The 25,529-nt window shown below is 68.9% G+C and carries 21 protein-coding genes; 11 read left to right on the top strand and 10 right to left on the bottom strand.

Going from position 1 to position 25,529, the window contains the following annotated elements; translation table 11 throughout:
• Positions 1-90: 90 nt before the first annotated feature.
• The 4 genes from rpiA to MOQ72_RS37480 are packed head-to-tail and all read right to left on the bottom strand — an operon-like array spanning position 91 to position 5,458.
• Positions 91-843 (bottom strand): ribose-5-phosphate isomerase RpiA, encoded by a 753-nt coding sequence (gene rpiA, locus MOQ72_RS37495; RefSeq protein WP_242190672.1) that lies wholly within the window; start codon positions 841-843, stop codon positions 91-93.
• Positions 844-860: 17 nt separating this feature from the next.
• Positions 861-2,357: a xylulokinase gene (gene xylB, locus MOQ72_RS37490; protein ID WP_242190671.1), complete on the bottom strand. Its 1,497-nt coding sequence runs from the start codon at positions 2,355-2,357 to the stop codon at positions 861-863.
• A 24-nt stretch (positions 2,358-2,381) separates the two neighbouring features.
• Complete coding sequence (locus MOQ72_RS37485) at positions 2,382-3,833, bottom strand: aldehyde dehydrogenase family protein (RefSeq protein ID WP_242190670.1); 1,452 nt, start codon at positions 3,831-3,833, stop codon at positions 2,382-2,384.
• Positions 3,834-3,856: 23 nt separating this feature from the next.
• Positions 3,857-5,458, bottom strand: a complete 1,602-nt coding sequence (locus MOQ72_RS37480) for a flavin-containing monooxygenase (RefSeq protein WP_242190669.1) — start codon at positions 5,456-5,458, stop codon at positions 3,857-3,859.
• A gap of 234 nt (positions 5,459-5,692) precedes the next feature.
• On the opposite strand from MOQ72_RS37480, the gene MOQ72_RS37475 reads away from it, so the two are divergent.
• From MOQ72_RS37475 to MOQ72_RS37465, 3 genes are all read left to right on the top strand, one after another.
• The gene (locus MOQ72_RS37475) at positions 5,693-6,115 is read left to right on the top strand and encodes a hypothetical protein (protein WP_242190668.1); all 423 of its coding nucleotides are present in this window, start codon (positions 5,693-5,695) and stop codon (positions 6,113-6,115) included.
• Between the two features lie 337 nt (positions 6,116-6,452).
• Positions 6,453-8,102: a CocE/NonD family hydrolase gene (locus MOQ72_RS37470; RefSeq protein WP_242190667.1), complete on the top strand. Its 1,650-nt coding sequence runs from the start codon at positions 6,453-6,455 to the stop codon at positions 8,100-8,102.
• 2 nt (positions 8,103-8,104) lie between these two features.
• Positions 8,105-8,968 (top strand): SAM-dependent methyltransferase, encoded by an 864-nt coding sequence (locus tag MOQ72_RS37465; RefSeq protein ID WP_242190687.1) that lies wholly within the window; start codon positions 8,105-8,107, stop codon positions 8,966-8,968.
• Positions 8,969-8,974: 6 nt separating this feature from the next.
• Here the strand turns inward: MOQ72_RS37465 and MOQ72_RS37460 are convergent, their stop codons facing one another.
• From MOQ72_RS37460 to MOQ72_RS37445, 4 genes are all read right to left on the bottom strand, one after another.
• Positions 8,975-9,976 (bottom strand): aldo/keto reductase family protein, encoded by a 1,002-nt coding sequence (locus MOQ72_RS37460; protein WP_242190666.1) that lies wholly within the window; start codon positions 9,974-9,976, stop codon positions 8,975-8,977.
• A 685-nt stretch (positions 9,977-10,661) separates the two neighbouring features.
• Entirely contained in the window at positions 10,662-11,492 is an 831-nt protein-coding gene (locus MOQ72_RS37455; protein ID WP_242190686.1) for an ABC transporter permease, read from the bottom strand.
• A gap of 23 nt (positions 11,493-11,515) precedes the next feature.
• A complete protein-coding gene (locus tag MOQ72_RS37450; protein ID WP_242190665.1) occupies positions 11,516-12,481 on the bottom strand; it encodes an ABC transporter ATP-binding protein in 966 nt (321 codons plus the stop codon).
• The gene (locus MOQ72_RS37445; RefSeq protein WP_242190664.1) at positions 12,481-13,512 is read right to left on the bottom strand and encodes a LolA family protein; all 1,032 of its coding nucleotides are present in this window, start codon (positions 13,510-13,512) and stop codon (positions 12,481-12,483) included. The genes MOQ72_RS37450 and MOQ72_RS37445 overlap by 1 nt, the downstream gene beginning before the upstream one ends.
• A gap of 163 nt (positions 13,513-13,675) precedes the next feature.
• Between MOQ72_RS37445 and MOQ72_RS37440 the strand changes: the two genes are divergently transcribed.
• From MOQ72_RS37440 to fahA, 3 genes are all read left to right on the top strand, one after another.
• Positions 13,676-14,200, top strand: a complete 525-nt coding sequence (locus tag MOQ72_RS37440; protein WP_242190663.1) for a MarR family winged helix-turn-helix transcriptional regulator — start codon at positions 13,676-13,678, stop codon at positions 14,198-14,200.
• A 114-nt stretch (positions 14,201-14,314) separates the two neighbouring features.
• Complete coding sequence (locus MOQ72_RS37435; protein WP_242190662.1) at positions 14,315-15,514, top strand: homogentisate 1,2-dioxygenase; 1,200 nt, start codon at positions 14,315-14,317, stop codon at positions 15,512-15,514.
• Between the two features lie 54 nt (positions 15,515-15,568).
• Positions 15,569-16,753 (top strand): fumarylacetoacetase, encoded by a 1,185-nt coding sequence (fahA, locus tag MOQ72_RS37430; protein WP_242190661.1) that lies wholly within the window; start codon positions 15,569-15,571, stop codon positions 16,751-16,753.
• 51 nt (positions 16,754-16,804) lie between these two features.
• Here fahA and MOQ72_RS37425 read toward each other — a convergent pair whose 3' ends face one another.
• Positions 16,805-17,524 carry an SDR family NAD(P)-dependent oxidoreductase gene (locus MOQ72_RS37425; RefSeq protein ID WP_242190660.1) on the bottom strand — a complete coding sequence of 240 codons (720 nt, stop codon included), beginning with the start codon at positions 17,522-17,524 and terminating at the stop codon, positions 16,805-16,807.
• A 79-nt stretch (positions 17,525-17,603) separates the two neighbouring features.
• Between MOQ72_RS37425 and MOQ72_RS37420 the strand changes: the two genes are divergently transcribed.
• A complete protein-coding gene (locus tag MOQ72_RS37420; protein ID WP_242190659.1) occupies positions 17,604-18,188 on the top strand; it encodes a TetR/AcrR family transcriptional regulator in 585 nt (194 codons plus the stop codon).
• A gap of 182 nt (positions 18,189-18,370) precedes the next feature.
• Here the strand turns inward: MOQ72_RS37420 and MOQ72_RS37415 are convergent, their stop codons facing one another.
• On the bottom strand, positions 18,371-20,212 hold the full coding sequence (locus MOQ72_RS37415; RefSeq protein WP_242190658.1) for a glycoside hydrolase family 3 protein: 1,842 nt from the start codon (positions 20,210-20,212) through the stop codon (positions 18,371-18,373).
• 324 nt (positions 20,213-20,536) lie between these two features.
• Here MOQ72_RS37415 and MOQ72_RS37410 point away from each other — a divergent pair, with 324 nt between their 5' ends.
• From MOQ72_RS37410 to MOQ72_RS37395, 4 genes are all read left to right on the top strand, one after another.
• Positions 20,537-21,655: a sugar ABC transporter substrate-binding protein gene (locus MOQ72_RS37410; RefSeq protein WP_242190657.1), complete on the top strand. Its 1,119-nt coding sequence runs from the start codon at positions 20,537-20,539 to the stop codon at positions 21,653-21,655.
• Positions 21,656-21,680: 25 nt separating this feature from the next.
• Positions 21,681-22,454 carry an ATP-binding cassette domain-containing protein gene (locus MOQ72_RS37405; RefSeq protein WP_242190656.1) on the top strand — a complete coding sequence of 258 codons (774 nt, stop codon included), beginning with the start codon at positions 21,681-21,683 and terminating at the stop codon, positions 22,452-22,454.
• A 19-nt stretch (positions 22,455-22,473) separates the two neighbouring features.
• The gene (locus MOQ72_RS37400) at positions 22,474-23,907 is read left to right on the top strand and encodes a sugar ABC transporter permease (protein WP_242190655.1); all 1,434 of its coding nucleotides are present in this window, start codon (positions 22,474-22,476) and stop codon (positions 23,905-23,907) included.
• A 101-nt stretch (positions 23,908-24,008) separates the two neighbouring features.
• A complete protein-coding gene (locus MOQ72_RS37395) occupies positions 24,009-25,187 on the top strand; it encodes an ROK family transcriptional regulator (RefSeq protein ID WP_242190654.1) in 1,179 nt (392 codons plus the stop codon).
• The last annotated feature ends 342 nt before the right edge of the window (positions 25,188-25,529 follow it).

The raw sequence follows: 25,529 nt of genomic DNA, 5'->3' as shown, positions 1-25,529 counted from the left end.
GCGGTGCGGGTGGCGGAACCTCAAAAACAAGAACAAAGATAAACACTGATGCTCGTGAGTGGTTGTGGCTGCTAGAGCGGCCACAACCACTCACGACCGGGTTGTTGTGGGGCGGGCTGATGGTGCGGCGTGGACGTCGCGGATTTCGTGCTGGCCAGTGGGGTGGCCGATGATCATTTCGTCGGCGATCCCGGTGAACAGGCCGTTTTCGACCACGCCGGGGATCCAGTTGAGCTGGCCGTCGATGGCCAGCGGGTCCTTGATGACCCGCAGGTGCGCGTCGATCAGGTAATTGCCGCTGTCGGTGACCACGGTCGCGCCGTCTCGGGTGCGCAGCCGGAGGTCCGGGTCCGGGTAGCCGAGGCGGGTGAGCAGCCGGGCGATGGACCGGCGGGTGGACTCCCAGGAGAACGGGATCACCTCGATGGGCAGCGGAAACGTGCCCAGGGTGTCGACGAGCTTGGTGTCGTCGACGACGGCGACCATCCGGTCGGAGGCGTCGGCGACGATGCGCTCCCACAGCAGGCAGGCGCCGCCGCCCTTGATCATGTTGCCGTGGTGGTCGATCTCGTCGGCGCCGTCGATGGTGATGTCCAGGCGCTGCACGTCGGCCAGCGTCGTCAGCGGCACACCCACCTCGACGGCGAGGTCGCGGGTGCCCGTCGAGGTGGGCACTCCGACGACGTCGAGCCCGTCCGAGACGGCCGCGCCGAGCGCCCGCACGAACCAGTGCGAAGTGGTGCCGGAACCGAGCCCGAGCTTCATGCCATCGTGGACGTAGGCGTCGATCGCGGCGGTACCGGCCGCCCACTTGGCCTTGTCCTGCTCGGTGTGTGGTCGCATGCTCTCCCCTGCGGACGTCAGGACGTTGCGGCGTCTTGGAAAACGGGTTCGAGGTGTTCGTAAAGGCGGCGGTGCCTGGCGAAAACGGCGTCGTAGACCGCGGTGTTGGCCGGGTTCGGGGTGAACGTCCGCTCGACCACGACACCGGCGAGCGCTTCTTCGAGGCTGTTCCATCGACCGGCGCCGACCCCGGCTGTCAGCGCTGCCCCGTAGGCGCCCCCGTCGGTCGCGCCGGTGACCGTCACGGTCTCGTGGCCGAGCACGTCGGCCAGCATCTCCAGCCACAGCGGCTCGTTCGTCGCGCCACCGGAGGCGACGATGCGATCGCACTCCAGTCCGGCTCGGCGGCAGACTTCGAGGATTTCCCGCAGGTTCAACAGCACGCCCTCCAGCACGCTGCGCGTCAGGTGGGCCACGCTGTGCATCGGTGTCAACCCGATCCAGGTCGCGGATGCGTCGGGCGCGATGTGCGGCGATCGCTCACCGAGCAGGTACGGCAGGAACAGCAGGCCCTCGGATCCGGGGGCGACATCCCGAGCGAGGCCGATCAGGCGCTCGAAGGAGACCGGCTGGGCGGGCGCCAGCGCATCGCGAAACCACTGGAAAGCGCCGCCTGCGGCCAGCGAGACACCCATGATGTGCCAGCGACCGGGCGCGTTGCCGCAGGAGACCTGCACCCGGCCGTCCGGGTTGTCCGGGCAGGAGGCCGTGCCGCCCGCGACGATTCCGGCGGTGCCGATGGTGAATCCGACCGGTCCGGGATCCACCAGTCCCATCGCGGTGGTCTGGATGACCGCGTCCCCGCCGCCGCCGAAGACCAGCGTTGCTTCCGGGATGTTCCAGCGAGCGGCGAGTTCCGGGCGGATCGAGCCCGTCGCTTCGGTGGATTCGACGACGTCGGGCAGCAGCGCCGGGTCGATGTCCAGCAGGCCGAGCAGTTGCTTGGACCAGCTCCGGTTGGCGACGTCGAACAGGCCGGTGCCCGAGGCGTCGGAGACGTCGGTGACGTGGTTGCCGGTCATGCGCAGGCGCAGGTAGTCCTTGGGGTTGAGGATGCGCGCGGTGCGGGCGTACACCTCGGGTTCGTGCTCGCGCAGCCAGATGATCTTGCCGCCGGTGAATCCCGGCAGCATCCGGTTCTGCGTCAGCCGCAGCAGGCCGTCGAGCCCTCCGGCGCGTTCGGTGATCCAGTCGCATTGCGGTGCCGAGCGCTGGTCGTTCCAGAGGATCGCGTGCCGCAGCGGCGTGCCGGAGGTGTCGAGCGCGGTCAGCCCGTGCATCTGTCCACAAAGGCCGATCCCGTCGACCTCCTGGCCGTGGCGGGGAAGTTGCGCGGTCAGCGCGCTGATCACGGCGTCGGTGGCCTGCCACCACTTCGCCGGGTCCTGTTCGGCCCAGCCCTGCCGCAGGTTGATCATCGGGTAGTCACGGCTGGACTTGGCGACCACTTCGCCGGTTTCCGCGACCGCGACCGCCTTGCAGGTCGAGGTGCCCAGGTCGATGCCGATCAGCATGGTGACGGCGTCCTTCCGCGCGCCTCATTGCGCGCCGTGGCGGAGTCGGATGTGTTTGAGCTGCAGGTACGATTCGAGACCTTCGTGGCCGTGTTCGGAGCCGAAGCCGCTTTCCCGCCGCCCTCCGTAGGGGGCGTTGATGATGCCAGCGTCGACATTGTTGATCGCGACGTTGCCGAAGTCGAGTTCCCGGGCGAGCGTGAACGTTTCGCGCGTGTCGTTGGTGTAGGCGTAGGCGGCGAGCCCGCCCGGCGCCGAGTTGGCCCGGTCGATCGCGTCGTCGAGATCGGTGTAGGCGGCGACGCCCACCAGCGGGCCGAAGGTCTCCTCGTGCATCACCTGCGCCGCATCCGGTACGTCGGCCACCACGGTCGGCCGCAGGAACAGGCCGGGGGAGAGGTCCTCGACCGGCCTGCCACCAGCCACGACGGTCGCCCCACGCGCGCGTGCGTCCGCGATGTGATCGAGGGTTCGCTGGTAGGTCTCGATCATGGTCAGCGCGCCGACGTCGGCCGAGGGAACGCGCAGGCCGTCGGCGACCTTCAGCGCTTCGGCCGCGGCCGCCACCCCGCCGACGAATTCTTCGTAGACTCCGTCCTGCACGTAGATGCGGTTGATGGCGATGCAGATCTGACCGGCGTTGCGGAACGAACGCCGCGTTGCCCCGGTGACCGCCGCCGGGATGTCGGCCTGGTCGGTGACGATCATCGGGCAGCTGCCGCCGAGTTCCAGCGACAGGCCGGTGATTCCGCTTACGGCGCGGAAGATGGCCTGGCCGGTCCGCATCGAGCCGGTGAACGCGACCTTGGCGATCACCGGATGCGAGACCAGCGCCTGTCCGGTGTCGCCGTCGCCGTAGACGAAGTTGACCACGCCGGGCGGCAACGTCGACGCGACGCACTCGGACAGGATCTGGGCGCAGCCAGGGGTGTACTCCGACGGTTTGATCACGATGGTGCACCCGGCCGCGGTTGCCCCGGCCAGCTTCCAGCCGATCAGTTCGATCGGGTAGTTCCACGGCACGATCCCGGCGACCGGACCGATCGGCTCCTGCTCGACGATGCTGGTGAAGCCGTGCGCGTCGTTGGGGATGGTGCGGCCGAAGACCCGCTGCGCCTCCTCGGCGTAGTAGTGCAGCGCCGCGATGAACTTCCGCACCTCGCCGCGTGCTTCGTCCAGCGGTTTGCCCTGCTCCCGCGTGATCGCGACGGCCAGGTCGTCGACCCGCTCGGCACACGCCCCGGCCAGCTGGTGCAGGTGCTGGGACCGTTCGACCGGCAGGGTCCGCCGCCAGCTCCGGAAGGCGGCGACGGCCGCCGTCACCGCCTGCCCGACGTCGTCGGCCGATGACCTCGGCGCGACGGCGACCAGTTCGGCCGTCGCCGGGTTGTGCCGTTCGATCTGGTTGCCCGAGGTGTCGTGCCAGGTTCCGGCGTAGAAGTTCCGGCAGGTGATGATGTCGTGCTGGGTCGGCATGCGGATCTGCTCCCCGGTGTGCGTCAGGCGGTGAGGCGGAAGCCCCGGTAGCCGTCGTCGGCGATGCTCTGGCACACCTCGCGGTACACGCCGACACCACCGATGTAGGGCATGAACACACGTGGCTTGCCCGGCACGTTCGCGCCCATGTACCAGGATGCCGCACGGGGGTAGAGGGTTGCGGCGGCGACCTCGTTGACGTGCGCGCCCCACTGCTGCTCGGCCTCCGCGACGGCTTCGCTGCGCTTGATCCCGTTGCGGCGCAGGTGGTCGAGGTGCTCGCCGATCCACTCCACGTGCTGCTCGATGGACACGATCATGTTGCTGAGCACCGACGGGCTGCCCGGCCCGGTGATGGTGAACATGTTCGGGAATCCCGCGCAGGCCACCCCGAGGTAGGTCCGCGGCCCGGCGGCCCACTTGTCCTTGAGCCGCTGCCCGCCGACGCCGCGGATGTCGATCCGGTTCAGCGGTCCGGTCATCGCGTCGTAGCCGGTGGCGAACACGATGATGTCGAACTCGAAGTTCCGGTCGCCGACCCGCAACCCGGCGGGGGTGATCGCCGAGATCGGCTGGCGGCTGATGTCGACCAGCGAGACGTTGGCCCGGTTGTAGGTGGCGTAGTAGTCGGTGTCGACGCCGATCCGCTTGGTGCCGATGGGGTGGCTGGTCGGGCACAGCAGCTCGGCGGTCTCCGGGTCGTCGACGATCCCCCGGATCTTGTCGCGCACGTAATTGGCCGTGAGCTCGTTGGCCCTGGGGTCGCGCAGCGTGTCCTGGTAGGCCGTGCAGAAGGTGACCCCGCCGATGTTCCAGCGCCGCTCCAGCTCGGCGGCCAGCTCGTCGGCAGGTACGTCGACGGCGTTGCGCTCAAGCCGTTCGGAGAGGATCCCGCTCTGCGACATGCGGGCCTCGGCTCGAAGCCGCGCGTAGTCGGCCTTGACCCGGCGCTGTTCCGCCGGGCTCAGCGGTCGGTTGTGGGCCGGGACGCTGAACTGCGCGGTCCGCTGGAACACGGTGAGCTGCGCGGCCTGCTCGGCGATGACCGGGATCGCCTGGATCGCCGAGGAACCGGTGCCGATGACCGCCACCCGCTTGCCGGTGAAGTCCACCGCCTCGTGCGGCCAGCGGCCGGTGTGGTACCACTCACCCCGGAAGGTGTCGATGCCGCGGAACTCGGGTGTCTGGGTGGCCGACAGGCAGCCGACCGCGGTGATCAGGAACCGTGCGGTGCGCACCCCGTCGTCGGTCCGCACGCGCCACTGGTCGGCCTGCTCGTCGTAGGTGGCGGAGCGGATGTTGGTCTCGAAGGAGATGTCGCGCCGCAGGTCGAAGCGTTCGGCGACGTGGCGGGCGTAGCGCAGGATCTCCGGCTGCGACGGGTAGCGCTCGGTCCACTCCCAGTCCTGCTGCAGCTCCTCGGAGAACGAGTAGCAGTAGTAGAGGCTTTCCACGTCGCAGCGGGCACCGGGGTAGCGGTTCCAGTACCAGGTGCCGCCGACGTCCGCGCCGCGTTCGTAGACGTGCGCCCGAAATCCCTTGTCGCGCAGCGTCTTGAGCATGTACATACCGGAGAATCCGGCTCCGATGATGATCGCGTCGTAGTGCGGGCTGTCCCCGTTCATCCGGCTGCGCTCCCTTGATCTCGAATCGAGTGGGCTCATCGTCGTGCCTGGTCGGGTCGGCGCTCGGGGTAACTGATCGATCGCTAAGTTGAGCTTGCAACGACGCCCGCCGCAGGCGCAAGGGTGATCGCGGCGGCAGGTCGCCCGTCACGACGGCGTCAGGAAAGACTTGCGGGGTGTCAAGGTGGCGGCAACGCCGGGCATCCGCGGTCCGAGCGGGCGTGTACTGGGCGCATGAGGAATGCGCAGTGGCACGCATTGCCCGGAGGTTTCGGGTTTCCACTCGGATTCGCTGGCGGTTTCGTGATCGTCGTGGCCACCACGGCGCTGGACGACGCCACTCGCCCAGTCGCCGCCGTGGCCGGGCTGGCGGTCCTCGTGGCGGCGATTTCAGCGCTGACCACGGTGCCCGCCGCCGTGGCGACCGTGGTGGCCTGCTGGGCGCTGTACGCCAGCTTCGCGGTCGGAACCCGTGGCGACCTGGTCTTCGACCGGGCAGCCGCGGTGGGGTTCGGCATCCTCGTGCTCGCGGCAGCGGTCGGCGCAGCCTCGGGCGCGGTGTTCCGCGCGATACGACGCCCGGCGGCGGTGGAGGCCACGCCGTCGGTGCCCGCGCAGCGCAGCTCGCCGCCCGTACCGGAGAAGATCCGGGGATAAGGTCTGTTTTGTAAGCGGCGTAGCCGCTTGCGGTGTGGGACTCAGCTCGCACCGCCGCGGGTTCTCAGACGTCGCCTCGGGAGGACAGCCCCGACAGTGCAGTGAAACTGCGAATTGGAAGTACATGATGTCGGGGATCCCACAGCGAGGCGGCGTCTGAGGTTCCGCTACCGGCGCCGCTACGCAAACCACTTCTGGAAACGGTCTCGAGTCCTTCGGCGTCTTCTGGATTTTGTGGCGATGGTCTAGCGTGGGCGCATCGGGGCTCGTCGCGGCACCGATGGTGTGCCGGGAAGTCTGGTCGGCGTGATGCAACCACGTCCGGAAGGGCTTCATCATGTCGGCACCGCTCACCGCCACGGTTCGCCACCTGATCGGCCTGCCCGGCCCGGTCAGGCGAGTCGCTGTGCAACGCGACATTCCGGTGCCCATGCCGGACGGGGTCCGGCTCCTCGCGGACCGGTACTACCCGGTCGATGACCAGCACGCGCCGCTGGTGCTGATCCGCACGCTCTACGGTCGGCGCCAGGCATACGCCGTGCTGGCCCGGATCATCGCCGAGCAGGGGTTCCAGGTGTTCCAGCAGAGCTTGCGCGGCACCGCGGACTCCGGCGGCGGGTTCGACGGCTTCGTCGTCGAACCGGGCGACGGGCCCGCGACCGTGGCGTGGTTGCGAACCCAGCCGTGGTTCCCGGCCGCGATGGCTACCTGGGGCACGAGCTACCTCGGCTACGTGCAGTGGGAACTCGCGCAGCAGCCCATCCCGCAGTGGCAGGCGGCGATCATCCAGGACGCGCCTTCGGAGTTCTACCACTCGTTCATGTATCCCGGCGGGGTGTTCGCACTGGGCAACGCGCTGGGCTGGGTGCAGGTCGTGCACGAGATGTTCCGCACGGGTGGATCGCTGCCGCGTCAGTTGGTCGGTGCGCTCACCGGGCCGCAGAAGCTTCGGCGAGCCGTCCTGGCGCCCGCGATCGGCGATGCCGATCTGGTGGCCGTCGGGGAGCACGTGCCGTACTTCCAGCAGTGGCTGCGGCACCCCGAACCGGACGAGTACTGGGCGCGCATGGATCACCGGCGCAACGTCGAGAACATGCCGCCCACCGTGCTCCTGGCCGGTGGCTGGTACGACTTCTTCCTGCCGGGAATGCTCGAAGACTACGCAGCACTGCGCGCCGCCGGGCGGCAGGTCCGGTTGCTGGTCGGGCCGTGGGCGCACGGGCGCGGTATGCACACGCGCACGTACCTGCGCGAATCGTTCGCAGTGCTGGAACATGCGTTGCGTGGCAAGGGGAAGCTGCCAGCCGACCCGGTGCGGGTCAACGTGACGGGCGCCAAGCGGTGGGTCGACCTCCTCGACTGGCCGCCGCCGGGTTGCGCGCCGAGACCCTGGTACGTGCACGCGGACGGCGGGCTCGACACGCGGATGCCCGTCGCGTCTTCGCCCAGCCGGTACCGCTACGACGCGGCGTACCCGACGCCCTCGGTGGGCGGCGCGGTCGTCGCCGTCAACAGCGGTCCGAAGGACAACCGGCGGCTGGAGAGCAGACCCGACGTGCTGGTGTTCACCAGCCCGGTCCTCGATCGGGAACTGGAGATCGTCGGACCGGTCACCGCGGAGATCCACCTCCGCTCCAGCCGCTCGCACACCGACGTCTTCGCCCGCCTCTGCGACGTCGCGCCGAGCGGGCGGTCGGAGAACCTCTGCGACGGGATCGTGCGGCTCAACGGGCCGCCTGGGGCCGACGGGGTTCGGGTGGCGCGGGTCGAGCTGTGGCCGATCGCGCACCGATTCCGGCGCGGGCACCGCGTCCGGCTCCAGGTGTCCAGCGGCGCGCATCCCCGCTACGCCCGAAATCCGGGCACCGGTGACCCGTTCGGCACCGACTTGCTCGCGGCTGACCAGGAAGTCTTCCATGATCCAGGGCATGCGTCGGCGGTCTTCCTGCCGCAGCGCTCGGACCACGCAGCGGAAAGGACCCGGTGAACATGGCGAACGCGGCCGCGCAGACCGCGGTGGGGCCGATGGTGATCGTCGCCGTCGACCAGCACGAGGAAGTCCCGTTGGTGCGCGACAAGCTGGCCTACCGGCTGCTGCCCACCGGCGCGAAGGTGATCACCGCGCTGACCCGGTGGCAACCGGCGCGCCGGATGATGATCAACGGCACGGAGCGGCAGCTGCCCGGCCTGTGGGCGAGCATGCTGTGCCGCAAGCGCTACATCGACGACCAGTTGCAAGCGGCGGTCGAAGCCGGTGTGGACGCGGTGGTGATCCTCGGCGCCGGGTTGGACACCCGCGCCTATCGACTGCCTTACCTGGCCAACACACCGGTTTACGAGTTCGACCAGCCCGCGAACGTCACCCGCAAACGAGCTGCGGTGCAGCGGTTGTACGGCAGGGTTCCGGCGCACGTGACGCTGGTGCCGATCGACTTCGAAACCCAGGACCTCGGCGCGGCGCTCGCCGATCACGGCCTCGCCGGAGGGCGGATCGCCTTCGTCTGGGAGGCCGTCAGCCAGTACCTGACCGAGCCAGCGGTCCGCCGGATGTTCGAGTCGCTGTGCACCGCCGCGTCCGGCAGCCGCCTCGTGTTCACCTACGTGCGCAAGGATTTCCTGGACGGCACCGCGCTCTACGGTGCTGAGGCGGCCTACCGGAAATTCGTCGTCGAGCAGCGGTTGTGGCGCTTCGGGTTCGATCCGGAGCGGGTGGCCGACTTCCTCGGCGAGTACGGCTGGCGCGAGGTGGACCAGGCGGGACCTCGTGAGTTCGCCGCCCGGTACCTCCTCCCGCACGGCCGTGCTGCGACGGCGTCCGAAGTGGAACGCTCCGCCGCCGCGGAGAAGCGCTGACCTGGCTCAGTTGCGCTTCTTGGGGGCGTTTTCGGCCGTCTTGCCCGGATCCCGTTCAACAACCGGGGCGAGGATCTCCGCCATCCGCCGCAGCAGTTCCGCATCCAGCTTGACCCCCGAGGCCGCGATGTTCTCGGCGATCTGCTCGGGCCGGGACGCTCCGATGATCGCGGCGGAGACGTTGCTGTTCTGCAGCACCCAGGCCACCGCCAGCTGCGCCAGCGACAGGCCCGCCTCCTCGGCCAGCGGCTTGAGCTGCTGCACCCGCTCCACCACGTCGTCGCGGAGGAATCGGGCGACGAAGCCCGCACCTCGCTTGTCGGTGGCGCGCGAACCTGCTGGCGGGGCCGCTCCGGGCAGGTACTTGCCGGTGAGCACGCCCTGCGCGATGGGCGAGAAGACGACCTGGCCGATGCCCAGTTCCTCCGAGGTCGGCACCACCTCGTCCTCGATCACCCGCCACAGCGCCGAGTACTGCGGCTGGTTGGACACCAGCGGCACGTGCAGCTCGCGGGCCAGCGCGTGCCCGGCGCGGAGTTGGTCGGCGGTCCACTCGGACACCCCGATGTAGCATGCCTTCCCGGCGTGGACCACGTCGGCGAACGCTTCCATGGTCTCTTCCAGCGGGGTCTCCGGGTCGTAGCGGTGGGCTTGGTAGAGATCGACGTAGTCGGTCTGCAGGCGGCGCAGCGAGGCGTCGATGGATTCCATGATGTGCTTGCGGCTGAGGCCGCGGTCGTTGCGGCCCGGCCCGGTGGGGAAGTACACCTTGGTGAAGATCTCCAAACCTTCGCGGCGCTCGGACCGCAGCGCGCGGCCCAACACGGCCTCGGCGCGGCCTTCGGCGTAGACGTCGGCGGTGTCGAAGGTGGTGATCCCAGCGTCCAGCGCGGCGCGGATGCACGCGACGGCCGCGTCCTCTTCGACCTGGGATCCGTGGGTGATCCAGTTGCCGTAGGCGATCTCGCTGATGACCAGGCCGCTGCGGCCGAGGTGGCGGAATTCCATGACGTCCCTTCAGTGGAGACAACGACCCCGAATCCAGGGGGTGCCCCATTGTCTCCCGCAGGTGGTCGCCGAGTCGAAGCTCGTGCCGGGTGCCGGTGGTGGAAGTCGCCCGCGATCCGACGGTTCCGCCGACTTTCGCCGCAATGGTCGAGATCGCGGCGCGCGCCAAGAATTTCCTTGCGTAACCCGCGAGTAACCACCAGTGTGTCCGTCGCACGTTGCAGACGGGGCGCGGCTCCGGCTGGCGTGTGGCCTGGCGAGACAACGGGGTCTTGCCAGGCGTCGGGGATCGGGGCGGGCGTCGGTAGCGCTCGGCTCGGCAGGATGAAGGGCTCGATGTGCGCTACCACCGGCAGCAACGATCACCTCGACTTGGCCGGGACACACCCCGGACGGCCTGGGACCGAGCCGGAACGACGCGACTGCTCCTGAAAGCCGCCTGGCTGGAGCTTTACGCGGTGCTGCTGCGCTGATGCGATGCTCTGTCTTCGAACTCCTTTTGCGTGGCGGTGCGGGTGGCGGAACCTCAGAAGCCTTCTCGGTCCGAGGCTCCCCGACATCATGTATGCCAACACCACGTCGAGGCTGTCCTCCCGAGACGACGTCTGAGAACCCGCGGCGGTGCGAGTTGCGAGGGTGGGCTGAGCGGCTTCGCCGCTTCAAGAACAAGACCAAAGACAGGTACTCAAACGTCCTTGGTGACCACGCGTGCGATGGTGGCCGATAGACCGATGAGCAGGTAGCAGCCCGCGCGGAGCAGACCGGTGGTCAGGGTGTCGCCGCTGATCGGGTCGCGCAGCACGTCCAGCACGGCCGACCAGTCCGTGGTGATCAGCACCGGGTGCAGCCAGTCCAGGGCCGGGATGGTGCCCAGGACCCCGAAGACGATCAGGCCGCCCATGGTCGCGGCCATGACCACCAGCGGGTGCTCGGTGAGCGACGAGATCGCCAACGCGACCGCCCCGACAGCGGCCATCTGCACCGCGGACCAGCCGACGGCCAGCGCCACCCGGCCCAGCGCCGGGCCGATCGACAACGTCGTGCCGGACAACGTGACCAGGCCGTCGCCGCCGACGATGATCAGCCCGGTGAGCACCCCGCTGACGGCGACGACGGTCACCGCGAGGACGGCCAGCACCAGCACGCCGAATGCCTTGACGCCGACCAGCCGCACCCGGCCGACCGGGGCGAGCAGCAGACCGCGCAGCGTGCCGTGCGCCGACTCGCCCGCCAAAGCGTCCGCCGCGACCATCGCCACCACCAGCGGCAGCAGCAGCGTTTGCGCGAGCACCAGGGCCGCGACCGGCAACACCAGTCCGTTCCCGGCCACCGCGGTCAGCACTGGCGGGCCGCCGCGATCACCGGGGCCGCCGGTGACGGCGATCGCGGTGCCGAGCAGCACCGGCAGACCCGCCAACATCAGCAGGGCGAGCAGGTTGCGTGGTCGGCGCAGCACCCACCGGAGCTCGGCGAGCAATACCCGGCCTAGTGGGGCGGAGGTCCGCACCGGTGCCATCGTTGCGGCCGCGTCGATCGCCGTCACATGTCCTCCTCGGTCAGCCGGGTGAAGAGGTCCTCCAGGCCGGTTCGGGCCCGTCTGGCTTCCTGCACCGGGACACCCGCGTGCACGAGCATGGCGACGACCTCGGAAGAGTTCACATCGGACAAATCGACCCGAATGGCGGAGCCGTCCTCCTGTGCTGGTATTCCTTTGTCGCGCAGGGTGGCGATGGCGCTGGAACGGTCCGATGTGGACACCTGGAGGTGCGGGGCGCTGGACTCCAGCATGGTGGCGAGTTCGCCTTGCGCCACCAGCGAACCGCGGTGCAGCACCGCGACGTGCGTGCAGGTGGCCTCGATCTCGGCGAGCAGGTGCGAGGACACCAGCACGGTGGTGCCCGCCGCGTGCAACTCCGCGATGATCTGGCGGATCTCGCGAGTGCCCGCCGGGTCCAGGCCGTTGGTCGGTTCGTCGAGCACCACCAGTTCGCGCGGCACCAGCAACGCCGCGGCCAGGCCCAACCGCTGCTTCATGCCGAGCGAATAGCCCCGGTACTTCCGGCCTCCGGCCGCGCGCAACCCCACGCGTTCCATGGCCTGCTCCACGACGTCGCGGATTTCCGGGCCGCGCACGGCCGGTTCCATCGCGGCGCAGCGGAGCAGGTTCTCCCGGCCGGAGAGGAACGGGTGGAAACCCGGTCCCTCGACCAGCGCGCCCACCCGAGGCAGCACCCGACCGCTGTGCTCGGGCAGCTGGTGGCCCAGCAACTCCACCGTCCCCGAAGTCGGGGTGGTGAGGCCGAGCAGCATCCGGATCGTGGTCGTCTTGCCCGAACCGTTGGGGCCGAGCACTCCGACGACCCCGCCGCGCGGCACGGCGAGATCGACACCGGCCACCGCGACGGTCTGTCCGTAGGTCTTGCGCAGCCCGGTGGTGCGCGCGGCGAGATCGCCCGCGGTGGGGACGGGCGTGGCCGTCCCCACCGCTTCGACCGCGTTGGTCATCACGCGTCACCGAGTGCGGCGATCAGCACCTGCTCGGGCACTGCGCCGACCGCGACGCGACCGTCGGAGGTCAGCAGGGCGTTGCCCACCTTCGTGCCGATGACCCACCCGTTGCCCCACGGGCCGCTGATCGGCTTGCCGGTCCGCTCGGCGACCTGGCGCAGCTCCTGGCTGTCCTGCTGCTGCGGCATCTGAGCCACCACGACGGAGTCCCAGCCGTCGCCGACGACCCGGTGCTCGCCCTGGGCGGGCTGGTGCTGCGGTCGCTGCTCGGCCTTGCCGTCCTGCACCTGCGCGCCCGCTGGTGGGGTGAACCGGAACAGCGCCGGGTCCGGGGCGGTCAGGTCGAGGTCGGTGAAGCCCACCTGCAACGCCGGATCATCAGAACCGTTGGTGAGCACCGACAGTTCCAGCGGAATGCGCTTCTCCGCATCGACGGCCACCCGGACCTCGCGCAACAAAGTGCGCTCGGTCGGCTTCGGGGTGAGGACCAGTTCGTAGGCGTCGCGACCGGCGACGCTGGCCGTGCCGTCCACCTTCACATCGCTGGTCTGCCGGAGCTTGTCGATGACGCTGCGGGCTGCCGCGGCCGGGTCGGGCGGCGCACCGTGCTCGGCCGCCTCCGGCGCGTGTTCGGCGGTGCGGGTCACGGTCTGCTTGCCCGAATCCCACTTCCAGACCGTCGAGCCGTCGTCGACCACGGTCATCTCACCGCTGTCCGAGGGCACCGACACGCGGTGCCGACCCTGTCCATCGGCCCACACCTGGAACCGGCTGGTGCCGTCGCCGAGCATCTCGGAAGCCTGGCCCGCGCCGGGAATCGCGGGCAGACCGAGCGCGTTGTCCACCGCCACGGTGCCGGTCAGCGCGGGTGGGGCGGCCCGCATCACCGATTCCACCAGTTGTTCCGGGGCGACCGTGGGCAACGCCGGGGCGGCGCCTGCACCGGCTGGCAGCGTGAGCATCGTCAGGCCCAGCACACCGGCCGCGGTCCCGGCCGTCGCCGCGACGGCCACGTTCTTGCGTTTCATCGAATCGACTCCTCCTGTCAGGTCCTGCGGCAAGAGTGGCGGACGGTGGCTGAGATAACGCTGAGAGCGGTCCGCCCGCTGAGAACCGGCTCAGGTGGCTGGTGGTTCGCGGGCTCAGCTGAGATAGTTCACGTATTGATCAGTTCTCGACGAGGAGTTCGCGATGGCCGAGGGCGAGCTGGATTTCTGGTCCTTCGTCGAGCTGGCCAACCACCGGCTGGCGACCGAGTACGGCTTCCGGCACCAGTTGGCCACCGAGGTGCTGCTGACGCTCAACCGCGCGTCCAACATCGTCACCTACGACCTGGAGGCGGCGGTGCACCGGCCGCGCGGCCGGTCCTGGTCCGGTTTCCGGCTGCTGTTCGTCATCTGGCTGGCCGGGCCGCTGGAAGCCAAGAAGGCGGCCGAGCTGACCGGCATGAGCCGGGCCGCGGTGTCCAACCTGACCAAGACGTTGGTCGCCGACGGGCTGCTGGACCGGACACCGGGGGAGCACGACGGCCGGTCGGTGCTGCTGTCGCTGACCGAGCGCGGGCGCCAGGAGATGGTCGAGGTGTTCCGCGCGCAGAACGAGCGGGAGTACGAGTGGACCAGCGTGCTCACCGAGACCGAGCAGCGCATCCTGGTCATGTTGCTGGACAAGCTGATCACCAACCGGGACCAGTTCGACATCCGGGGCCGGAACTGAACCGGTCGGGTGTTGCGCACCAGGCAGGTGATTCATACATTTACTACTGGGTTCCGCCACCCGCACCGCTGCGCAAACTTCTGAAACAGTCTCGGGTAGGAAGCAGGCGAGGTCATGGCGTACTACCGGCAGGTCGGCGACGTGCCGCCAAAGCGGCACACCCAGCACCGCGGGCCCGACGGCGGCCTGTACTACGAGGAGCTGATGGGGGAGGAGGGCTTCGCCAGCGACTCGTCGCTGCTGTACCACCGCAGCCTCCCGTCGGCGCTGGTGGACTCCACCGCGTGGGAGCTGCCCGACCTGGGCACCGAGCCGAACCACCCGCTGCGACCGCGGCACCTGAAGCTGCACGAGCTCTTCGACGGTCCGGAGTGGAAGCGCTACGACGTGGTCACCGGCCGCCGACTGGTCCTGGGCAACGCGGACGTGCGCATCTCCTACGTCGTCGCGGGCGAGACCTCCCCGTTGTACCGCAACGGGATCGGCGATGAGTGCGTGTACGTCGAATCCGGTTCGGGTGTCGTCGAGACGGTGTTCGGCGCACTCGCGTTCCAGTCCGGCGACTACGTGATCCTGCCGCGCGCCACCACGCACCGCTGGGTGCCGCAGGGCGACGAGCCGGTGCGGGCGTACTGCATCGAGGCCAACTCGCACATCACCCCGCCGCGCCGGTACCTGTCGAAGTTCGGGCAGTTCCTGGAGCATTCGCCGTACTGCGAGCGCGATCTGCACGGCCCCGCCGAGCCGGTGCTGACCGCGGGCACCGATGTCGAGGTGCTGGTCAAGCATCGCGCCAGCACCGGCATCGTGGGCACCCGGTTCGTGTACCCGCAGCACCCGTTCGACGTGGTCGGCTGGGGCGGCTGCCTGTACCCGTACACGTTCAACATCGCCGACTTCGAGCCGATCACCGGCCGGGTGCACCAACCGCCGCCGGTGCACCAGGTCTTCGAGGGCGACAACTTCGTGGTGTGCAACTTCGTGCCGCGCAAGGTGGACTACCACCCGCTGTCCATCCCGGTGCCGTACTACCACTCCAATGTGGACTCCGACGAGGTGATGTTCTACTGCGGCGGGGACTACGAGGCGCGCAAGGGCTCCGGAATCGGGCCGGGTTCGATTTCGCTGCATCCGGGCGGGCATTCGCACGGCCCGCAGCCGGGTGCCTACGAACGCAGCATCGGGGTGCAGTTCTTCGACGAGCTCGCGGTCATGGTCGACACGTTCCGCCCGCTGGAGCTCGGGGAGGGCGGCCGGGCGGCCGAGGATCCCGGTTACGCCTGGACCTGGGCGGGGCGAGGCCCGAAGCGGTGAGCGGCTGACCACTCAGTCTCGTTGGTATGCGCTCAGCGGAGGAGGGATCACTTCGTGACCGCGATCGACATCCCGGAAGACTCGCTGTTCGGACTCGCCAACCTGCCCTACGGCGTGTTCTCCGAACCTGGCACCGCGCCGCGGGTGGGTGTGCGCGTCGGCGAGTCCGTTGTGGACTTGGCGGCGGCGTTCGGCGACGAGGTTTTCGCGCAGCCGACGCTGAACCCGTTCATGGCCCAGGGATACGACCGGTGGGTGCAGGTGCGGCGACAGGTCACCGAGCTGGTGTCGGGTGAGGTGCCCGACGCGGCGGTGCACCCGGTGGCCGAGGTGACCATGCACCTGCCGATCGACGTCGCCGACTACGTCGACTTCTACGCCTCCGAGCACCACGCGTCGAACCTCGGTCGGCTCTTCCGGCCGAACGCCCCACCCCTCCAACCGAACTGGAAGCACCTGCCCGTCGGGTACCACGGGCGTAGTGGAACAGTTGTGGTGTCCGGCACCGATATCGTCCGACCCAGTGGCCAGCGCAGAGCACCGGGCGAGGACGTCCCGACCTTCGGTCCGTGCCGTCGGCTGGATATCGAGGCGGAGCTCGGCTTCATCGTCGGCACCGGTTCCGAACGGGGCACGCGGGTCCCGGTCGCGGACTTCGCCACCCGCGTGTTCGGTGCGGTGCTGGTCAACGACTGGTCGGCGCGGGACATCCAGGCATGGGAGTACGTGCCGCTGGGACCGTTCCTGGGCAAGAGCTTCGCGACCTCGATCTCGCCGTGGGTGGTGCCACTGCTGGCGCTGGGCCCTGCCCGCGTGCCGACCCCGGTGCAGGATCCGCAACCACTGCCGTACCTGCGCGAATGCGAGCCCTGGGGGCTGGACGTCGACCTCGCGGTGTTCTGGAACGGCCAACAGGTCGCCCGCCCGCCGTACCGGGAGATGTACTGGTCCCCAGCGCAACTGCTCGCACACCTGACGGCGAACGGAGCCACCTGCCGAACCGGCGACCTCTACGCCTCGGGCACGATCTCCGGCCCGGCGAAGCACGAACGCGGCGCGTTCATCGAACTCACCTGGGGCGGCGAGGAACCCGTGCGCATCGGCGACGAGTACCGCACCTTCCTCCTGGACGGCGACGAGGTCACCATCACGGCGACGGCCCCCGGCCCGAACGGCACCAGAATCGGCTTCGGCGAGGTGACCGGTCGAATCCGTCCGGCCGGGGTTGACCTGGAGTAGCGACCCGGCATCGAAAAGTCGGGCAGGCCGCGATTTGCCGGCGCGACGGCGTCACTGACCGAGGACGTCGAACACCTGCTCCGCGCGATCGCGGGTGCGGTACATGTGCCACGCTGCGTCGGCCAGTCGATCCGGATCGAGCGTGTGCCCGTCGGCGGCGCCGTACTTCTCGGGGGCGGCGGTGACCATCGCGTGGATGTCGCCGCGTTCCACCAAACCACCGATGGTGAGGGTTCCGGCGTAGACCCCGCGGTCGGCCAGTGCCGCGTTCAGGGTGAGTGCGTAATTGCGCAGAGCAGCAGCGGCCAAGGCGAGCTGACCGAGCATCGGCATGGGCCGGACGCTCGACAGGCCACCGGCGAAGATCAGTCCGCCAGTTCCTCGTTTCGACATGCCCGGTAGCACAGCGCTGGCGACGTGCACGGCTGGCCACACCCACTCGAACGCCGATTGAGCGGTGGGGACGTCCATGTCGGTGATCGGGACGATCTGCTGAGATGTCGGGCCGGGACCGTAGTAGGCGAACTCGACGTCGCCGGTGCTGACGATCTCTTCCAGCACCGCGGTTAGCCGGTCCGCATCGGTGACATCGGCGGTGTGGGCGGTGGCTTCGACGCCGTGCGCGGCGAGGTCGGCCAGATATGCGCCGTGTCGTGTGCCGCTGCGTGACACCACAGCGACCCGGAATCCCTCCTGGCCGAATCGGCGGGCCATGGACATGCCGAGACCTGGTCCGACACCGATGATCGCGGCGGTACGAGTGGTGGTCATGATCTCTCTCCAAATATGAGGGCTGCCTCAGATTATAAGCGTAACATGAGGGGTGCCTCAAATTCGTACAATGGTCGCCATGGCCAAACCGATGCGCCGCGACGCGGCCCGCAACCGCGACAGGCTGCTGCACGAGGCTGCGGGAGTGTTCACCGAGCAGGGCCTTGCCGGATCGCTGGAGGAGATCGCTCGACGTGCTGGCGTCAGCATCGGCACCCTCTACAACCACTTCCCAACCCGCGACGCCCTCATCGATGCGTTGCTGCCGCCGCGTCTCGCCGCCGTGGACGAGTTCGCCGCGCAGGCCGAAGCCGAACCAGATGCGTGGACCGCGTTCATCGGGTTCATCGACAATCTGCTGGCTCAGCTCACCGCCGACCGCGGGCTGCTCGAAGCATTCATCGGCGACCATCCCGCGGCCGTGCAAATGGCGGAGGCGTGCCAGCGCGGGATGGCGCACCTGTCGAAAGTCCTCGACCGCGCTCGCCGCGCCGGAGCAATCCGTGCGGACGCCAGCGACGACGACATCGTGAATCTGCTCTGGGCGCTGTCCCTGCTCGGCGAGAACGCGGGCATGTCGGCATGGCAGCGGTCCCTGCACTTCGTACTCGACGGTCTACGGGCAGACCGACGCACGAACGACTCGGTCGAAATGGGTCGCTAATTCGGCGAAACGCGTGTTCGTGCGCGCAGTTCCGAAGTTGCCGCGGCAAAGAATCGACTGACAGGTTGCGGACCGTCTCAGCCAGCGATGCGGGGACGCGTTGGGCGCCACACGCGCGCCGGAAGGGCACTCCTCGCCTGTTGCTCGGCAAGAAGTGCCCTTCGCGCTTCACCTGGGATGGATCAGTACCGCAGGCCGAAACCGTAGGGGAACAGCGGTTGTTGGCCGTCGCCTTCGTTGATCGGTTGCTGGGCGGCACTGGCCATCCAGGTCACCGGCAGCGTGCCCGTCGGGTTGTGGTCTCCGAAGAGGACGTCAGCCACGCCCGCTCCTTCGGTACCCGGCAGCCAGGCGGCCACCAGCGCGTTCCACTGCGGGAGGTCGGCCGCGATGTCCAGCGGGCGTCCGGAGACCGTCACCACGATGACCGGGACGCCGGACTCCTTGAGCCGTGCGATGGTCGCCCTGTCTTCGTCGTCCAGGCCCATGCCCTCGGGCCGGTCGCCCTCGCCTTCGGCGTAGGGCGTTTCGCCGACCACCGCGATCGCCGCGCGGTAGGTGTTGTCGATGCCGTTGCCGTTGCGCTCGTAGGTCACCTCGGTACCCGGCGTCACCGCCTGCTGGATTCCTTGCAGGATGGTGGTTCCCGGTGTGATGGGTCCACTGCTGCCCTGCCAGCTGATCGTCCAGCCGCCGCTCTGGTTACCGATGTCGTCGGCGTTCTTGCCCGCGACGAAGATCTTGCCGCCGTCCTTGGCGAGCGGTAGCACGTTGCCGTCGTTCTTCAGCAGCACCTGCGATTCGCGGACCGCTTCGCGGGCGATCGCGCGGTGCTCGGGGCTACCGACGGTCGGCGTGAAGCTGCGGTCGGTGAAAGGCCGCTCGAACAGGCCCATCTCGAACTTCTTGGTCAGGATGCGCCGGTTGGCGTCGTCGATGCGCGACATCGGTACCCGACCGGCCTCGACCTCGGCGCGCAGCAGGTCCATGAACTTCTGGTAGTCGTAGGGCACCATGATCATGTCCAGCCCGGCGTTGATCGAGTTGCGCACCTCCTCCGCGGTGAAGCCCTCCTGGCCGTCGACCTTGTCGATGCCCTGCCAGTCCGACACGACGAAGCCGGTGAAACCCAGCTCGCCCTTGAGCAGCCCGTTGACCAGGTAGTCGTTGGTGTGCAGCTTGGCGCCGTTCCAGCTGCTGTAGGAGATCATCACCGAACCGACGCCGCGCTCCAGGGCGGCCTGGAACGGCGGCAGGTGCACCGCGCGGAGCTCCTGCTCGCTGACCTCGGTGTTGCCCTGGTCGTCGCCGCCGGTCGTGCCGCCGTCGCCGACGTAGTGCTTCGCGGTGGCCAGCACGGATCCAGGTGCGTCCAGGCTGGCGCCCTGCAGCCCGCTCACGATGGAGGACTGCGCCGAGGGCCGTTCCGGGGTTTCACCGAAGGACTCGTAGGTGCGTCCCCACCGGTCGTTGCGCGCCACGCACAGGCACGGCGCGAAGTCCCAGTCGATGCCGGTACCGGCGACTTCTTCGGCGGTGGCGCGACCGATGCGTTCGGTCAGCTCGGGATTGTTGGCGGCGCCGAGACCGATGTTGTGCGGGAAGATCGTCGCGCCGACCACGTTGTTGTGCCCGTGCACCGCGTCGATGCCGTAGATGATCGGAATCCCCAGCGGGGTCGCGATGGCGGCCTGCTGGTAGGCGTCGTACATGTCGGCCCACGCCTCGGCCGTGTTCGGCGTCGGCGCCGAGCCGCCACCGCTGAGGATCGACCCGACGCCGCCGCTGGCCGCCGCGTTCGGATCGGCGGCCTCCCGTTCGGCCTGGGTCATCTGGCCTATCTTGTCCTGCAACGACATTCGCGCCATCAGATCGTCGACCCGGTCGACCACCGGAAGGGAGGCGTCGCGGTAGGCGGGTTGCGCCGCGGCTACGGCGGGGGTGACGGCGGCGGCGGTGCAGGCCACGGCGGCGAGCACCAGCCCGATCCGGGTTCGGTTCGTGCCGGGTAACCAACGGGTCATGCTGGACTCCTCTGCATCGGGGATTCCTCCGGGTTCGGGGTGGAACTGGGTGCAAGGCCAGAAGTCGGCACTGAAGCGGGTTTACGCTGCCGTCGGGCGAGGAACGTCCGGTGGGTGGACCAGGCGCGTGATCCACCCACCGGACGAATATGTTGCAGACGGCAACATACCACTGGATCATGTTTCCGGAAGATGTCCTACATCGATCAAGTTCAACAACTGCATCGATCAGGTGAACTTCTCGACTTGCGGTGTGGTGTCATATGTTGTCTGCCGCAACGTTTGCGTTGCTCAGTTCGATTCAGGAGTGGAGAAGGCTTCTCGATGGGGAGAACGCCCGCAGCGCTGATCGCGATGGCCTGCAGTGTTGGGCTGTTGCTGGTGGCCTGCGGGAACAACAGCCCGCGGCAGCCGGATGCCGCAGCGGTACCGCCCTGGACCGATGCCGCGCCACGGGTCGGCGTGATCCTGCCGGAGACGGCGACTTCCGCGCGGTGGGCCCACTTCGACCAGCCGATGCTGCAGTCCGCGCTGCGGCAGGAAGGACTCGCGCCGATCGTCCAGAACGCGCAGGGCGATGCGCAGAAGTTCGCCCAGATCGCCGACAGCATGCTCAGCCAACGGGTGCAGGTGCTGATCATCGCGGCGCCCAGCGGCGATGTCGGGGCCACTGTGGAGCAGAAGGCCAAGCAGCAGGGCGTGCCGGTGATCGACTACGACCGGCTCAACGTCGGCGGCAGCGCTGACTACTACGTCAGCTTCGACCACGAGATGGTCGGCGAACTCCAGGCGCAGGCCCTGGCCGCCGCGTTGCGCGACAAACCCGGTGCGCAGGTGATCGAGATCGGCGGATCCTCGACCGACCACAACGCGACGCTGGTGCACAGCGGCCAGTCCGAAGCGCTGGCTCCGCACTACGCGGCGGGCGACTTGCAACTGGTGAGCAGCCGATTCGTCGACGGCTGGGACAACCAGGCGGGCGGCCAGGTCTTCGAGCAACTGCTGACGGCCAACGGCGGCCGGGTGGACGGTGTCCTGGCCGCCAACGACGGGCTGGCCGCGGCGGTGATCACGGTGCTGCAGAAATATGGCCTGGCGGGTGCGGTTCCGGTCACCGGCCAGGACATGACCGTCGACGGGCTGCGCGCCCTGCTGCAGGGCTACCAGTCCTCGACGGTGTTCAAGCCGATCAGGCAGGAGGCGGGTGTCGCGGCGAAGCTGGCCGCCGCGCTCGTGCGGGGCGATGTCGCGGCCGCCGATGCCCTGGCGAGCCAGCGCATTCGCGATCCGGTGGCCGGGCGCGAGGTCAAGTCGGTGCTGCTGGCCCCGCAGCTGATCACACGGGACAACATCAAGACGGTGCTCGGCCCCGGCCACGTCCGAGCCGAGGAGATCTGCGGCGGCGAGCTGGCGGGCACGTGCCGACAGCTCGGCATCGCCTGACGCAGGCGGTCCAAGGGAGGTCACGGTGCACGAACCGGTTCTGGCGCTGCGCCGGGTCAGCAAGAGCTTCGGTGCGGTCCGCGCCTTGCGGGACGTCGACTTCGCGGTGCGGGCCGGTGAGGTCACCGCCCTCATCGGCGACAACGGCGCCGGGAAGTCCACATTGGTCAAATGCATCGCCGGGATGCACCGCATCGACAGCGGGGAGATGCTGTTCGAAGGCCGCCCGGTGCACATCCAGCGGCCGAGCGACGCCGCGGCGCTGGGCATCGAGATCGTCTACCAGGACCTCGCGCTGTGCGACAACCTCGACGTCGTGCAGAACATGTTCCTCGGCCGGGAGCAGGGGCCCGCGGTGCTGCTCAACGAGGCCGAGATGGAGCTGGCGGCCAGGCGCACGCTGCGCTCGCTGTCGGTGCGCACGGTCGGCTCGGTGCGCGCGAAGGTCGGGTCGCTCTCCGGCGGTCAGCGGCAGACGGTCGCCATCGCCAAAGCCGTGCTGTGGAACAGCAAAGTGGTGATCCTCGACGAGCCCACCGCGGCGCTGGGCGTCGCGCAGACCCGGCAGGTGCTCGACCTGGTGCGGCGACTTGCCGAACAGGGCCTCGGCGTGGTGCTGATCAGCCACAACATGACCGACGTGTTCGAGGTCGCCGACCGCATCGCCACCCTCTACCTGGGCCGGATGGCCGCCGAACTGCCCGCCCGCGAGTTGACCCACGGTCAGGTCGTCGAGCTGATGACCGCCGGGCGCTCCGGCGACCTCGGCCTGGCCCGCCCCGACGTCGCCGCAGTCTGACGAGATCCGAGGACCGCCCATGACGAACAGCCACACCGGTGCGGCAGAGCCGGAGCTCGCCCGCATCGCCGACTTCGGCATCGACACCACCTCGCGCGCCACCGGCGAAGTCCTGCGCGACTACGTCGGCAAGCTCCGCCGCGGCGACCTCGGCCCGCTGCCCGCGCTGGTGACGTTGGCCGTGCTGCTGGTGCTGTTCACCACGCTGTCCGATGACTTCCTCACCCTCAACAACCTGACCAACCTGCTGCACCAAGGCGCCGGGCAGACCATCGTCGCGATGGGCATCGTTTACGTGCTGCTGATCGGCGAGATCGACCTGTCCGCCGGGACCGCCTCCGGTGTGGCCGCGTCGGTGCTCGCACTGCACTTCCAGAACAACGGGAACCTGCTCGGCGCGCTGGGCGGGTCGGTGTTCTACGCCTTCCTGCTGGGGCTCGCGGTGGCCGTGCTGCTGGCGCTGCTGCTGCGGATCTGGCTCGGCGCGGCGCTTTCCGCGTTGGCGCTGGTGCTCGTGGCGGCCGGAGTGGACGCCAACCCGTGGCTGGAGATGTTGCTGGCGGTGTGCGTCGGCGCCGCGATCGGTTGCCTGACCGGGTTCGCGGTCTCCAAGGTCCGGATTCCGTCGTTCATCGTCACCCTTGGACTGTTCATCACCTGGTCCGGCGTGGTGCTGCAACTGGTCGGTCCGGGCGGCACCGTCTCGATCCGGCAGAGCCCGGTGCTGTTCGCCGTCGCCAACGGCAGCCTCAGCGTGGCTGGCAGCTGGGCGTTGTTCCTGGTCGTCGGAACGGGGTACGCCGCCGTCGTGAGCTACCAGCACCTGAGCAGGCTGCGGCATGGGCTCGTCGCGCAGCCGACCGTGCTAGTCGCTGGCAAGGTCGCGGCCGTGCTCGGGTGCGGCGGGCTGGCCACCTACCTGCTGACGTTGAACCGCTCACCGCACCCGGAGCTGGCGTCGATCCGCGGCGTGCCCTACGTGGTGCCGATCATCCTGGTACTGCTGATCGTCGGCACGTTCGTGCTGGACCGCACCCGGTACGGGCGACACGTCTACGCCGTCGGCAACAACCGGGACGCCGCCCACCGGGCCGGGGTGAACGTGGCCAAGATCCGGATGAGCGCGTTCATCATCTGCTCGTCGGTCGCCGCGCTCGGCGCCATCGTCTACACCTCCAAGGTCGGCTCGGTGGACGGCAGCGCCGGAAACGGCAACTTGGTGCTGTTCGCGGTCGGTGCCGCGGTCATCGGCGGTACTTCGCTGTTCGGCGGAAAGGGGCGGCTGCACGACGCGATCCTGGGTGGTGCGGTGCTCGCCACGGTCCAAAATGGGCTGAACATGCTCGGGTTCCAGGCGGCACTGGTGAACATCATCACCGGATTGGTACTGGTGGCAGCCGCCGGTGTGGACGCGTTGTCCCGGCGGCGTTCGACGGCGCGGCATGAGACCTGAACCGGACGTCGTGCGAGGAGCACGTTGAGCCGCGCGAGCGGCCACTGTGCTACAGCTTTTCCAGGAGGGGAAGCCGGAAGCAGGCGGAGGATGCGGCCGAATTGAGTACCACACCAACCGCGGGAGCGCGGCCCGATGAAGTGCGCCAGCACAACCGGGCCGTGCTGCTGCGTCGGCTGCACATCGGCGGGCCGTGCACGAGGGCCGCGCTGGCGACCGAGATGGGGCTCAACCGCAGCACCATCAAGGCCCTCGTCGACGAGCTGGTCAAGGACGGTCTCGTCGTCGAACGGGTGCCCGCCCAGCGCAGCGGTGCCGGTCGGCCGTCGCTGCTGGTGCTCCCGCAGCCGCACGCCGCGGTGACGCTGGCGGTGGACATCCGGGTCGAGCAGGTCGCGATGGCGCTGATCGGCCTCGGTGGCGAAATCCTCAACCGGTGCAGTTGGAGCTTGCGCCCGGCCACCAGGACTCCGCGCGAGGTCTTCACCAAGATCGTGGACAACAGTGCGGTGCTCATCGAGGAGGCGAACGTCGACGTCGTCGCGGTCGGCGCGTCGGCGCCCGGCGTGGTGCGGCGGGCGGACGGCATGGTGCGCGAAGCGCCGAACCTGCACTGGACCGATGTGCCGCTCGGGGACTGGCTGTCCAAAGCGCTGGGCGGTCGCCGGGTGGAAGTCGGCAACGACGCGGAGCTCAGCGTGCTCGCCGAACACCTGCGCGGCGCGGCGCGCGGCGCGACGGACGCGGTGTTCGTCGGGGCGGACGTCGGTGTCGGCGGCGGGGTGATCTCCGGTGGCATCCCGTTGCGGGGCAGTGGCGGGTACGTCGGGGAACTCGGGCACATGGTGGTGCGGCCGGATGGGCTCGAATGCTATTGCGGCAGCCGGGGATGCTGGGAGACCGAGGTCGGGGAGCGGGCGCTGAGCCGCGCGCTGGACCTGCCGGAGGACTCGCCGCGCGGTGTCATCGTCGCCGAATTGCACGCGCTGGCGCAGGATCCGGACGAGGTGATGCAACGGCTGGGGGAGTTCGGCGAGTGGTTGGCCATCGGACTGTGCAATGTGGTCAACCTGCTGTGCCCGCAACTCGTGGTGCTCGGTGATCTGTTCACCGCGCTGCCGCGCACGTTGATCGAACACGTCGGCAAGCTGGTGTCCGAACGCAGTCTGGTCAGCCGCGCCATGGGGGGCACCAAGCTGGTGCCGTCGTCGCTCGGGGGTGACGGCAAGCTGCTCGGCGCCGCCGAGCTCGCGTTCGAGCAGGTGCTGGCCAGCAACTGAGCTGGTTGGCGGAAAACGTTGCCCCGACGGGGCAGGCGGCACGTTGCGATGCGGTTACGCCGGGACTGCTGGATCAATCCAGAGATCTTCACCGCGGCCGACCCCGGTGATAAGTTGCAGCAGACAACATATTGGGGTCGGGTGGCGCGACCCGGCCGCGCACACCTTTGCGTCGTTCATCGTGGGCGGCTCGCGTTACGCCACCGCTCCTGCCGAAAGAGGGTCCACTGTGTTCAGTGAGGGATGGGTCAGCACCCAGGTGTTGGCCCAGGGTCAGCTTCTCGATGCCAATGCTGTGGATTATGGGTTGTTGGCGTTGTATTTCGTGTTTGTGTTGGGTAT

Source organism: Saccharopolyspora soli, assembly GCF_022678645.1.
GTDB lineage: Bacteria > Actinomycetota > Actinomycetes > Mycobacteriales > Pseudonocardiaceae > Saccharopolyspora > Saccharopolyspora soli.
This window is presented reverse-complemented; position numbering and strand designations above follow the sequence as displayed.

Excerpts from the sequence above, each read along its gene's own strand:
- rpiA (WP_242190672.1), bottom strand. The coding sequence starts at position 843 with ATGCGACCACACACCGAGCAGGACAAGGCCAAGTGGGCGGCCGGTACC.
- xylB (WP_242190671.1), bottom strand. The coding sequence starts at position 2,357 with ATGCTGATCGGCATCGACCTGGGCACCTCGACCTGCAAGGCGGTCGCG.
- MOQ72_RS37485 (WP_242190670.1), bottom strand. The coding sequence starts at position 3,833 with ATGCCGACCCAGCACGACATCATCACCTGCCGGAACTTCTACGCCGGA.
- MOQ72_RS37480 (WP_242190669.1), bottom strand. The coding sequence starts at position 5,458 with ATGAACGGGGACAGCCCGCACTACGACGCGATCATCATCGGAGCCGGA.
- MOQ72_RS37475 (WP_242190668.1), top strand. The coding sequence starts at position 5,693 with ATGAGGAATGCGCAGTGGCACGCATTGCCCGGAGGTTTCGGGTTTCCA.
- MOQ72_RS37470 (WP_242190667.1), top strand. The coding sequence starts at position 6,453 with ATGTCGGCACCGCTCACCGCCACGGTTCGCCACCTGATCGGCCTGCCC.
- MOQ72_RS37465 (WP_242190687.1), top strand. The coding sequence starts at position 8,105 with ATGGCGAACGCGGCCGCGCAGACCGCGGTGGGGCCGATGGTGATCGTC.
- MOQ72_RS37460 (WP_242190666.1), bottom strand. The coding sequence starts at position 9,976 with ATGGAATTCCGCCACCTCGGCCGCAGCGGCCTGGTCATCAGCGAGATC.
- MOQ72_RS37455 (WP_242190686.1), bottom strand. The coding sequence starts at position 11,492 with ATGGCACCGGTGCGGACCTCCGCCCCACTAGGCCGGGTATTGCTCGCC.
- MOQ72_RS37450 (WP_242190665.1), bottom strand. The coding sequence starts at position 12,481 with ATGACCAACGCGGTCGAAGCGGTGGGGACGGCCACGCCCGTCCCCACC.
- MOQ72_RS37445 (WP_242190664.1), bottom strand. The coding sequence starts at position 13,512 with ATGAAACGCAAGAACGTGGCCGTCGCGGCGACGGCCGGGACCGCGGCC.
- MOQ72_RS37440 (WP_242190663.1), top strand. The coding sequence starts at position 13,676 with ATGGCCGAGGGCGAGCTGGATTTCTGGTCCTTCGTCGAGCTGGCCAAC.
- MOQ72_RS37435 (WP_242190662.1), top strand. The coding sequence starts at position 14,315 with ATGGCGTACTACCGGCAGGTCGGCGACGTGCCGCCAAAGCGGCACACC.
- MOQ72_RS37425 (WP_242190660.1), bottom strand. The coding sequence starts at position 17,524 with ATGACCACCACTCGTACCGCCGCGATCATCGGTGTCGGACCAGGTCTC.
- MOQ72_RS37420 (WP_242190659.1), top strand. The coding sequence starts at position 17,604 with ATGGCCAAACCGATGCGCCGCGACGCGGCCCGCAACCGCGACAGGCTG.
- MOQ72_RS37415 (WP_242190658.1), bottom strand. The coding sequence starts at position 20,212 with ATGACCCGTTGGTTACCCGGCACGAACCGAACCCGGATCGGGCTGGTG.
- MOQ72_RS37410 (WP_242190657.1), top strand. The coding sequence starts at position 20,537 with ATGGGGAGAACGCCCGCAGCGCTGATCGCGATGGCCTGCAGTGTTGGG.
- MOQ72_RS37400 (WP_242190655.1), top strand. The coding sequence starts at position 22,474 with ATGACGAACAGCCACACCGGTGCGGCAGAGCCGGAGCTCGCCCGCATC.